Raw genomic sequence first — 11201 nt, forward strand, 5'->3', positions numbered from 1 at the left:
ATTGTTAGACTCATCTACACCACTTGGTTCCAAGAGACCGACAGTCTGAATAGGATGTTCAGTAGCTGATTCCTCTTCCAGAAATGAAAAAAGATTTAATTCTTGCTCTGCTTCGTCTAACTCTATTTGTGGTTCTGCCTTTGTCTGATGAAATGCTTGGCTGACTTCTTCCCAGATCCTCACATAAAGAACTGGATTTTGTTCAATGATATCCGAAAAATCATTGACTAACTCAATCCGAATCAAACCGTTCAATTGAGCATCGCTGACTGATATGACTTCAAAGTCCGGCCCCTTATAGGAAACCAATGACCCAAGAGGATAAGTGTCCAATACTCTCTGAACCAGTGGATTTTCCGCAAATTCTTCATCAATCACTACTTTCGTCTCAGCTTTCTCTAGCTTGCTTTTCCAATCTCTAAGAGTTAAATCTGGTTGATTGCCTTTATCTTTTTCAAATTGCTCCGCGTATTCTCTGCTGAGTTCTTGGTGTAAAAAGGCGTAGGCAACTTGTCGCAACTCTTCAATGGAAAGCTGGCTACCAAAGAATAATTCAGCCATTTCATGACTTAGCCCCATTTGGAGTAGTTCTGTCGCAAGGGCTAGTTGAGTTACCGAGGCTTTGGGATAGCCACCTAGTAAAGCAAGATCCGCATTTTTCAAACGAAAACGACCTACCGCATCCAATAAAATACCGACTTGGTCTGGGTCAAACCGAGATAGCTCAATCCCCACTTGAGTCAATTTTTCTTGATTTTCTGCCCTAATGGCTTGTCCAATTTTTTCTAATTCCTTTTCTTCTACTCTAGTCAACATTCGTTTCAACTCATAGGGACTACCATCATCCTCTAGATAGGCGAGAAACTCCTCGCCATCAAAGATTGGTGTCATTTCTATCTCAGTATCAAAATTACCTCGTCTAAAACTTGAGTACTTGGAACGTTCATTTCGAATTTTGTCAAAATATGTTAGTATCTCAAATTTACGTCGTAAAGATAACTCTTCATAAGCTAGCAGATGACTTGTTTTTCTAGTTCGGATATCCAGTTGAGACAAATCCACATCCAAACTAGCAATAACCAGAGAGCCCTCTTCTCGAAAAGATATTGCTTGATGAACACTTGTTTTGTGATCATCAACAGTTTCTTCATTTTCTTGAACAGTTTCATCAACTCTTGTTTCAAGCTCAGGCTCGTAAGTCAAGAGAAACTGTTCAATATCTCGGCTGATCCGATCCGCTAAATTATTAGCCACACGATAAACATTGACCAAATTAGCTCCCCTACTCTTTTGTAAGAGTGAATCCGGCGATATAGTTTGGTAGTGACCATTTGAGTCTAATAGTTGAAAACGAGTGGCCAGATTGAACAAGGCCACTTCAATCACCAAGTATTTTTCAGACGGCGATAGTTTGTCGAGTTTTTGGAGACCAGTTTGGTCGAATACTTGTATATAGGTCAATAGATCATGAGCAGTATCATAAGGACTAGCCTGGACAAAAGCTGAAACATCTGTTCCAAAGTGAAGTATCTGAACAGATTTATTAATTTCTTGCCTATTGGTTAAAAACTGACGAATAAAACTATCCCAATCCTCATCAAAATGCTCTGCTTGGTAATATAAAAATACCTCAAGCAAGACTCTATCACAAGGAATGGTTGCTCTCATCATTTGTAGTAAGACTTCTTGATTCATTTTTCCCTCCCATTTTAAAAGAGTCTGTGACAAAATAGTTCTCAACCACAAAAAGCTAGAGATTTTCAATTGTGGAACTCTAGCTTTTTAATTTTGAGTCGTTCTCTTATTGTATTTTAAGAGGTTATTAGCCATAAGTACCAATCCCATGTCAATTCTCACTTGACGCTTGCCCCTCAGATTACATCTCTTGTAACCCAAACAAGCCTTTATCTGCCCAAAGACAGGTTCCACATCAATCTTACGTTGAGCGAAAATCTGTCTACCTTCAGGAGATAAAAGCGCCTGACATTCTTTAGCTTTCAAGTTTTGATAGCGTTCGTTCATATACAGTCCCTTTTGAGGGGCTGATTTAGGTTCATCAGCATAGTAAACCTTGATTTCCTGTTGAAAGTCCGTCTGTGTTTTCTGATGTTTGATATGGTGAAAACGATAGCACCAGCCATCAGGATGTGTGTAGCTATCCTCCTTGTCATTATAGTGCCAATTCGATAAGTTTTTAGCTGACTGTTTATACCTTCTCTTTTGTTCCTTATCAAACACGGCATATTTAATCAGATGGTTTACCTGCTTTTCATCTAAACGAAGGAGGTTCTCTTCACTTCCATATCCAGCATCTGCGACAACTGTCTTCAAGTCATGCGGATAGGTTTCAAGGAAGGGGAGAAGAGTCTTGGTATCTGTCGGATTTGAAAAGACATCATAGTGAAGAACAAATTGGTTTTCAGTAGCGATTTGAAGATTATAAGCAGCCTTGAGTTGGCCATTTTTCATATGGTCTTCTTTCATTCTCATAAAAGTGGCATCTGGATCGGTTTTGGAAAAACTGTTACGCCCTTCAAATGTCTCCTGATAGTTCTCATATTTTTCAGCACGTACTGAAAAATCCTCCTTGACTTTACGCAAGACTTTCTTGAGTTTACGACGCTGGGTTTTACGTTCATCCTTTCCTTTAACGGGTGTCTCCTCAATGTCCTGGTTCAGTTTTTCCAATTCTTCTTCAAGAACTTGAGCGAATGCAAGCAACTGCTCTGAAGAAATTGGTTCTTCTTCATCCAGCTTAATAGCCTGATGGATAAGGGGTGTGATTTCTTCTTGAAAATAGATCTGTATCTGTTCTTGAAGTTTGGCGGAGAATTTCTCTGTCGCTTTCTTCCACACAAAACTATACTTGTTGGCATTAGCTTCAATCTTAGTCCCGTCAATAAACAGACAATCTAAAGTCACTAATTCTTCCATTTTTAAACGAAGATTGAGGTCGATGAAAAGATTACGAATGAGTTCTTCCATCCCTTCAGCGACTCGAAAACGATTGATGGTGCGGTAGCTGACAACTAACTGTCCTGTTAGGTACTGCATAGCCAGATTTTCAACCATCATTTTTTCAATTTTTCGTCCAGAGAAAATCCCTTGTGAATAGGCAAATAGAAGAGCAGATACAAGCATTTTAGGGTGATAAGACGGGCGACCAAAGGCATGATAGAAGGCGTGGAAATGACAATCCTCCAAGGTATTTACCACTCTTTCAATAGTAAAGACGAGATGGTCTTGTGGCAAGAAAGAACTGATTTCTAGTGGTAAAGTTGTTTGATTTGTGTTATAGTGAATATGCATGGGATAGCCTTTCTAAATGGTTTATTAAGCAATTCTATTTTACCAAGACTATCGCAACCATGCAAAAAAGCAACGGCAAATCCGTTGCTTTTTTGGGACATAAGAGACTATTGTCCCAGACTCTTTGCGTTAATCTAGGACCAATGCTCGTTGGTCTCTTTTTTGTGAAATTCCTCCCATTACAGTTACCACATAATGTTGTAAGAAATGACTTTTCTGGTCTAGTAAGTCTCTTTGCAAGGCAAGTTGAACCAAATCTCCAAAATAATCCCGACTGGAAATGGCCAAGTCCTGTTGAATCATGGCCTGTAAGGTTTCAAGGCTAAGTAGTGAGTAATCGTCACTATCCAAAACCTCATATTGTTACAAGGTGTTTGAAAGACTATTTGAGGACATTAAATCCATAATAAAACTAGAGCCTTCACCTGTTCGGTACAGCTTTTCCAGAATATCAGTCATATCAGCTCTTACTTCATCCTGATAACCATCCACTTTAACTCATAGCTCATCACTTATCAAGGACAGGTCATCCTCATCCATATAATCTTGATAAACTTGATTAAGGATTGTTCTATCAGAAATACTTAATTCCAAAGAGAGAAAGGCTTTGATAAACTCTTGGTAATCGACCCTCTCCATTTCGGATAAAGACTCTTTCATAGTGTCAAAGTTCCAAGCTATCACACAACTCCTTTTGTGGAACTAGTGGTGAATGTCCAGATTGCAGCTCCTCTAAATCAGCTTGACCAGCTCCATCTGAGTCAATCGCATGCGGATTAGTTCCCAGAGCTAATTCCTGAGCATCTGTCAAACCATCATGGTCTGAATCCTTTTCATAAATGATTTTTGGATTCATCTACTTCTCCTCCTTTTTCTTCAGTCCATAATCCGTACCAAGTAGAATACCAGCTCCAATCAAGCCCAAAAGGGATTCCTGTTCCCCTGTATTTGGTAAAACGCTTGCTGGAACAGGTGGTTCAATAGTCTCAATTGGTGGTTGAGGTGGTGTGGGTTGATTTGGGCTTGGTTCTTCAGATTGAGGTGTATGTGTTACAACTGTATTTGAGCTAATGACATAGCCATTCACTGTATGGAGATAGGAATTTTACACCTGACCAGCCGCAATCCGTTTCATCTGAAGGTAAACATCTACCTGAAATAGTGATTCATCAGAGATAGTCTCTAAGAAGGATTGATCAAAAGAAATTGATACTGAGCCCTTTACTGTATCCACTTGTTGCAAGGTATATTTTGTAACTTCTGTCCCCTCTTTTAAGATAGAACCATCTTTGAAGGTGACATCCGTCATCAGATAGCTGCGATAAACACCATTATACTCATCATGCTTTTCATCATAGTTATCTTCAAAATCATATTCAAATAAATCTGTCGCACGATTGATTGGAATCATCGCTCCAACTAAGCGATAGTTAAAGGTTTGATGCAAGGCCACTTCTTTCCCATCAAGGCTGTCATCTTTATGAGACAAGTCAATCACCACATCTTTTTGTGGATCTAATTTTGGAACATTATTGACCACTGTTTCCGTGACATAGGCCAAGCCAAAATCAATCTGATAGGCTGTATTTTCATACTGACCACCCGTTTTGTTCAGCTCATTTTTAACCGTCATTAGAAGGGTTACAACTAAGGTTTGACCAGTCTTCACATAGGTCTCATAAAAGGCTTTTGGATTATCGCTACTAAGAACTTGAATGGCTCCTTTAGGTGTAAACTGACGTTTAACCATGGCATCTTGAACGACTTTTGGAGCTTCTGACAAACTAGCGTAGGTGCTGACAGAGATACCAGATACACGATTGCCATCCTTATCCAAAACTTGAATACTATCAGGATTTAGGGGTAGGGCTTCTTCTGGGTAATCGTCCACAAAGAAGAAGACTCGTGCAATTGTCTATTTAGCAGAACGATCTCCCTCATACTGGTCCAAATCCCACGTCAATCGGTAGTGGTTGGTCATACCAAGGGCTACTACTGTATCATTTATGAGAACACCATCCGCATTTTTATTGTTCTTGTCAGGTGTAATATGAGTAGTTGTGTCTCCATCAACTGGTGTACGAACCGTCACAACATTTGAAGTGACTGTATAAGCATTGGTCGTACCCTTGTTCTAACTATTGGAATAGATTACCCCATCATTTTGAACAGAACCATAGAGTTTTGGAGCGGTCAATTGATAAACTTATTTACCTCCTGCAACAAGTTTTCCTTTGCGGTCAAGGTCACAAAATTCTTAGTCTCATCAAAGCTAAGGACATAGTTTCCTTTCTCTTTTTGTGTTGTTTCCTTATCAAACAAATAACCGGCAGGCAAATAGTCTTCAAAAATGAGATTAGTCGTTTGAGCACAATTGGGCGATAAGACATCAACTGTTAAGGGATACATCACCGTTGAATCTTTTGCGACAGTTTTCTCATGAAGATTAGCTTGGTCACTATTGACCACTTCTTTCATAATCTCTGGAGTTGTCGTCAAACGGTATGCATGATAATGGACTGTCGGTACTTCTAGTGGCGTTGGAAGTTCTTTTGGAATAGGTTTAACAGGTAAGGTTACCTTGGTCAAAGTTAGACTAGGCTGCACTACCTCTTCCAAAGGCTTTGGCGTGAAGGTCACAGGCTTTTCTGGTGTAAAGGTTTTTGGTATATAGACATCAGGTGTTACCGTAATAGGCTCTGGAACAGGTTCAAGTTCCACCGTTACATGAGGTTTGAGACTATAAGGTGTTACTGTACATGCAACTGGTAGGGTATTTAAGACAAACCAGTACGATAATCCAACATTCTGTGGCATATCCGCCTTGGCCAAAGGTTACTGTATAGGTATTACCTGATTTGACCGTTGAGACAATAGCCCCTTTATAAGCATAACGACTTGATGTAGTATCCCATTCCTCAGGTAAATTCAAATCACTTGCACGGTTGTAACCCAAAGAACGAGCCAGACCTTCATTAGTCACTTGAACGGTTGAGGCATTAATCGGCATAAATTTCCCAGATGAATCTTTGACATATTCTAGACCAATGTCATTATGATTGAGGGAAGAATGTGTGAAGACACCTGGTTTTTCTTTGGAGAAGGTAACTTGCGAACCGTCTTCCAAGAAATACTTGGCAACTACACGAAACCCCATCTTGTCTGTTCGCAAGTCAGCATTTCCGTCATTTCGATAGGCAATGAAGCCCTCGGTTGGATCAGTTGGAACAACCAGCTTCACGACATCGGTTCCAGCTTGTGATACAAGGTTGGTAATATCGTAAGTCACACGACTAATCTTTTTCCCATCAAATCGTGCATTTTGAAGATTTTGATAGTTAAAACTAAGGGTCTCACCTGTTTTGAAGTTACCATAGACAAAAAATCCTGTTGAATCCAAAATTCTTGAGTAACCACCCAGCATAGCATCACCAGTTGAAATGATTTGATTAGGATTTCGGGTAATGGCTCCATGTTGTGCTTGGGGCTCACCGTTATTGATATTGAGGGCTTGAGCAAGGGCTTCAGAAATATAACCTTCTTCACCTTTTGAAATTTCGGCCAAGTCACGTTGATAGCGTTCCAATTCTTTGGCATTATAGGTTTCAATCGCTTCATTCTCTTTTCTGGCTGCGACTTCTTTTTCTAGATTTGTCTTCAATCTCAGCTGCACGATCTGAAACGAATTGTTGTTTCTCCTGATTAGCTTGATCTACTGCGGCTTGACTTGCACGGTTTTCAGCATCAACTGCCGCTTGACCTTTCTGATTACTCCTTTCAATGGCTTCGTTATCTGCTTTTGCCTTAGCAAATCCAGCTTCATTTTCTTTTTGAATTTCCTTATTTTTCGCAACAATATCATCTGCATTGGTTTTCTTTGTTAAATAATCCGCTACAGCTTGTTCGTTAGTTGATTGAATGGTTTCAACAGCCTTGCCATAGTTTGTATAGTCTAGTACAGATGTCCCATTTCTTGATAAAACTACTTGTTCTTTTACTGTCACATCAGCATCTGCATACTGAGATTTTAGCTCATTAACTTTGGTATCAACCCAAGCATTTGTATCTTTACCAGTTTGGTCGGCTCCTTCGTAGGCCTGTGACAGCTCCTTATTTTCCTGTTCAATGCGAGCTTTTCCATCCTCATAAGCTACTTTATCAGCTTTGTAGATATCAGTGACTTCATAGATAACCTCAACCTGTTTTTGGGTATCTGCTTATGCTTTTGAAATTTGTTGGTTGGTTTCTACCGCAGAAGTTGTATTTCCCAAGTCCATTAGACTATCTTCAATAGTAGAAATACCTTCAGCCTTTGCCTCTTCAACTGCTTGTGTTAGCGTATCATGTGATACAGTGACAGCAATCGCACCGTTAGATTGTCCAGTTGAAGCTATACTTTCAGTTTGTTCAGAAACAGGGGTTGGCTGTACTTTTGGTAAATTCGTGGCTGGATTCTTCGTTCGTTGAATGGTTGTATCAACTGATATTGCAACTTCATCAGCATGTGCAACCGTTCCTCTCCAAGCAACAACAGCCGTCACCATGGTTCCAAGGGAAACGGAACATAGAGTACGATATTTTTTACTCTTGCGAAAGACGTGTTTCTCGCCTTTTTCCTGATTGACAAGAAGGTGATGATTACATGTTTTTGTCATAAATAGTCCTTCTTTTCTTTTATTCTCTAGCAACAAACTGTTACTCTTTCCTCATCATAAAAAAGAAGGCTTGATTTTGTTATCACAATAAATTTAGGGAAAAGAAAAAAAGCTATCGGTAGCATAACCGATAACCTCCAAGGAATACTTAAAAATAAAAAAGGAGGACTGACGCATCAGACCCTCCCAGACGTGACTAGCACGCCCCAATTCGATACAACAATAATACCACTAATTTCGTTTTTCGTAAATAAACTTACTCATTTATTGAATTGACAACTTCTATCGTTATACTCTATTACAAAACTAAAATGAAGCCATGACGTGAACACAAATCTACAAAATTAGTATTTCTAGACTTTCGGAATATACTTTTTTAACAACTCTATATGATTAAATTATGGCGAAATACTTCATTTATGATTTTTTTAGTTTCTACTTCATCTATTCCAAAATATTGGAGTTGCATAGCTAGAACAATTTGTTCAAGGAACACCACATCTAGCAAAGACTCATTTATAAATTCCTTATCTAAATTTCCATGAGCAAAATTATTTCTTTGTTTGCCTATTCGCTCTGCAATTTCAGAGTGATTATAAGAAATATTGTTTAATTTATATATGGATTGTCCAAATAAATCCAATACAGATGCACCGTATTCTTCATATATTTGACCAATCTTTTGAGAAAGAGATAAATAGGATACAACTGATTTTTTCAAATCTTTGTAAATTTTTTTCAGCTTACCTGTTGAATTTTCAATCAAACGCTCTAATTCTTTACTAGCTTCTTCTTCTAGTTTTTTTCGTTGCTCGCTTTTCCATTCATCTTCTGAAAATAGTCTACTAAACTCCCATTCAAATGCAGCGGTTCTTAATACAAAACTAGCAGCATCAATTATCCGACTATCCCTAAAACTCTTACCCAGATGTCTGAGATATAGATTATTTTCAGCTATGTCATCTAATATCTTTCCCTCATAACCAGCAATATATTTTTGTTGAATATATCTTCCGTCTTTCAATGGCTTCATCTCAATCTCAATACTATCTTCAATCACATTGAATTCCCCAACCTTTCCTTGATTATTTGACAATCGAATGTCAGTAAAACTAACATTTCTTCGATTACAAAGAAATTGGATAAACTCCTTTGCGATACGATATAACTCTCGTACAAAAGAATAATCTTGAGTTTCTTCAAATTGAAAAACCATTGACGATGATAACGCTAGAGGTGGCTTTTCGATCGATAAACTTGTTGTTCTAGTGACACCGAAATAAACTTGAACCTCTTTTCCAAAAACATTAAACTTCTGTTCATCTGTCGTTGTTGAGTCAAAACCATAGGTACTAATATTTATTTTTCCATCGTGTTCTTCAGGTTTATACGAAATTTCAAAAGTACGATTAATTGGATGAATATAGTTTAGCTCTAGTCCGCTAAATGATATTCGACTAATCCTAGGTCTGTCAGAATAACTAAAAAAATAGGCCAAAATCGGCACTGTAATGATACCGTTATTTTCCTGAAGTTGCGTGTGTCTATTTGTTAGAAATGTAATAACTCGATTTGTTTCATTTGTCCGTCCATAAAGAAAGTCTTCTTCTACGAATTTAGGCTTCCCTAGCCAAGAAAAGGTTCCTGTTCCTAATTTAGTATAGAACCAAGAATACCTAATCTCATCTTTTTCCCCTTCTTTGGGAATCAAGGATAATATTTCTTCATCGAACGTAAAGAAAAATTCATACCCCATCATCTGTAAAGTTCCTGTCAGCATACAAAACTAAACCTCCAAATGATTTAAAATAATTGCTACTACGTCCACAGATTCCTCGAAACTAGTTTCACTAGCATATCTGAATGATTTTTGATAACGAGACCAAAGCTGTTTCTGATAGTCAGAGCGACGGAGTACCTCTAATTGCTCTTCCCAATGTATCAAAATATCTAAACTTTCTCTTTTTTTAGCAGTATTGTGCAAAGCAGTATTCAATATGTGTACATCAATCTCATCTTTTCGAAGATGGTACAATGTATAGAGATCATAGCGATCACGAGGTCTAGTTGAAGCAGCTCCTCGACTTATAATGGTTTCTAATTTTTCAGCAAGAACTGTTTCTAAATTATAAGTCCAAACTTCTAGCTTATCCTCTGAGAAAATGGATTGTAATTGGTATGTAATTTCTCGTGGCGTAATATGGTCACCTGTCGTTATATCAATAAAGACAACTTCACGTAAGGTGTCAAATGTCGCATTTAGTTTAAGGGAAAAACCACCATATTCGTCATCTTGTCGAATTGGCTCTAACTTATCAATTTCAAATTGGAAACCTTCAGAAGGTCGATTAATTATTTCTTTGAAGATTGATTGAATATTTTCTTCGTTAAGAGGTTGACCTTTCAGGGTAACATCTAAATCCATTGTTGTCCGTTTATCTAAGCCAATCATCTGTCCGATAAGAAATCCACCTTTCACAATGAAAGAATCTTTATACTTGCTCTCTGAGATGAGTTTTAAGACTTGTTCAATCAGAAAATTTTGCTGAACTTGTTGAGCAGGTATCCCTTTTTCTCTTGCAATATTCTTGACTTTGGCTTTGAAACTATTAGCATTTGAGAATTTCAAGACAAGACCTCCACATATGATTGTAGTTTTTCAGTAACTTTAAATAGTTGTGCATAGTGATACAACTTACTGTAATCTACAGCTTCTTTTTTGAAGTAAGCTTGAAAAGCTGGAGCAATAACTTGAATATCGACATGGTAAGCTGTTCTCAAACACTCCACTAATGTTCGTTCCATATCATATACTGAGATAAACTGTCCAGCCTGTCGCTCCAGTTTAATCATACCGATTTCATGATACTTTCTAGCGACAATTGGCTTGACACCAGCTTCTTTCATTGGCCTCGTATTTGTCCCGAAAGGAAAAGTCATCACAGGCTCAAATGGAATGGTAAGGGACAGACCATATAACCAAAGTGCTGTTTCTAAGGAATAAATTCCTTTTGGAAAACGGTACTGTAAACTAAAATAGTCATCGATATAGGTATCTGGCAGATGATAGATACCTCTTTCAATTGATTCCACTTTCCCTTTTGAGACTAATTTATTCAGTTGCTGATAAGAAAAGTTAAGCTCTTCCATATCACGAAAAGTTATTACTCCATGATTATTTTTAATATAATTATAAACGGGTTTCTCTAACAAATCCATATCACCACCTCCAAAACA

At 38.0% G+C, this 11201-nt stretch carries 6 protein-coding genes and 3 pseudogenes; all 9 read right to left on the reverse strand.

The annotated features are described in order from the left end of the window. Positions 1-20: 20 nt before the first annotated feature. Positions 21-1695, reverse strand: a pseudogene (locus tag SP4011_RS06640) (hypothetical protein); the annotation flags it as partial. A gap of 87 nt (positions 1696-1782) precedes the next feature. Continuing rightward, positions 1783-3309 (reverse strand): IS1182 family transposase, encoded by a 1527-nt coding sequence (locus SP4011_RS06645; RefSeq protein WP_338618407.1) that lies wholly within the window; start codon positions 3307-3309, stop codon positions 1783-1785. A gap of 129 nt (positions 3310-3438) precedes the next feature. After that, positions 3439-3990: pseudogene (locus tag SP4011_RS06650) on the reverse strand (hypothetical protein). After that, positions 3974-4165, reverse strand: a complete 192-nt coding sequence (locus SP4011_RS06655) for a thrombospondin type 3 repeat-containing protein (RefSeq protein ID WP_057487451.1) — start codon at positions 4163-4165, stop codon at positions 3974-3976. Before SP4011_RS06655 ends, SP4011_RS06650 begins: the two are co-directional and overlap by 17 nt. Then, positions 4166-4396, reverse strand: a complete 231-nt coding sequence (locus tag SP4011_RS11445) for an LPXTG cell wall anchor domain-containing protein (RefSeq protein ID WP_419992020.1) — start codon at positions 4394-4396, stop codon at positions 4166-4168. A gap of 21 nt (positions 4397-4417) precedes the next feature. Then, positions 4418-7964: pseudogene (locus SP4011_RS06660) on the reverse strand (SspB-related isopeptide-forming adhesin); the annotation flags it as partial. A gap of 385 nt (positions 7965-8349) precedes the next feature. Continuing rightward, positions 8350-9744 carry a HEPN domain-containing protein gene (locus SP4011_RS06665; RefSeq protein WP_338618409.1) on the reverse strand — a complete coding sequence of 465 codons (1395 nt, stop codon included), beginning with the start codon at positions 9742-9744 and terminating at the stop codon, positions 8350-8352. Positions 9745-9750: 6 nt separating this feature from the next. Continuing rightward, positions 9751-10593, reverse strand: a complete 843-nt coding sequence (locus SP4011_RS06670) for a nucleotidyl transferase AbiEii/AbiGii toxin family protein (RefSeq protein WP_057487449.1) — start codon at positions 10591-10593, stop codon at positions 9751-9753. Beyond that, the gene (locus SP4011_RS06675) at positions 10590-11183 is read right to left on the reverse strand and encodes a type IV toxin-antitoxin system AbiEi family antitoxin domain-containing protein (RefSeq protein WP_057487448.1); all 594 of its coding nucleotides are present in this window, start codon (positions 11181-11183) and stop codon (positions 10590-10592) included. The genes SP4011_RS06670 and SP4011_RS06675 overlap by 4 nt, the downstream gene beginning before the upstream one ends. Between the last annotated feature and the right edge of the window lie 18 nt (positions 11184-11201).

Source organism: Streptococcus parapneumoniae (genome assembly GCF_037076355.1).
GTDB classification, from domain to species: Bacteria; Bacillota; Bacilli; order Lactobacillales; family Streptococcaceae; genus Streptococcus; species Streptococcus parapneumoniae.

Bases quoted from the DNA above. Each gene is read 5' to 3' on its own strand.
- SP4011_RS06665 (WP_338618409.1), bottom strand. From the start codon at position 9,744: ATGCTGACAGGAACTTTACAGATGATGGGGTATGAATTTTTCTTTACG.
- SP4011_RS06675 (WP_057487448.1), bottom strand. From the start codon at position 11,183: ATGGATTTGTTAGAGAAACCCGTTTATAATTATATTAAAAATAATCAT.
- SP4011_RS06655 (WP_057487451.1), bottom strand. From the start codon at position 4,165: ATGAATCCAAAAATCATTTATGAAAAGGATTCAGACCATGATGGTTTG.
- SP4011_RS06645 (WP_338618407.1), bottom strand. From the start codon at position 3,309: ATGCATATTCACTATAACACAAATCAAACAACTTTACCACTAGAAATC.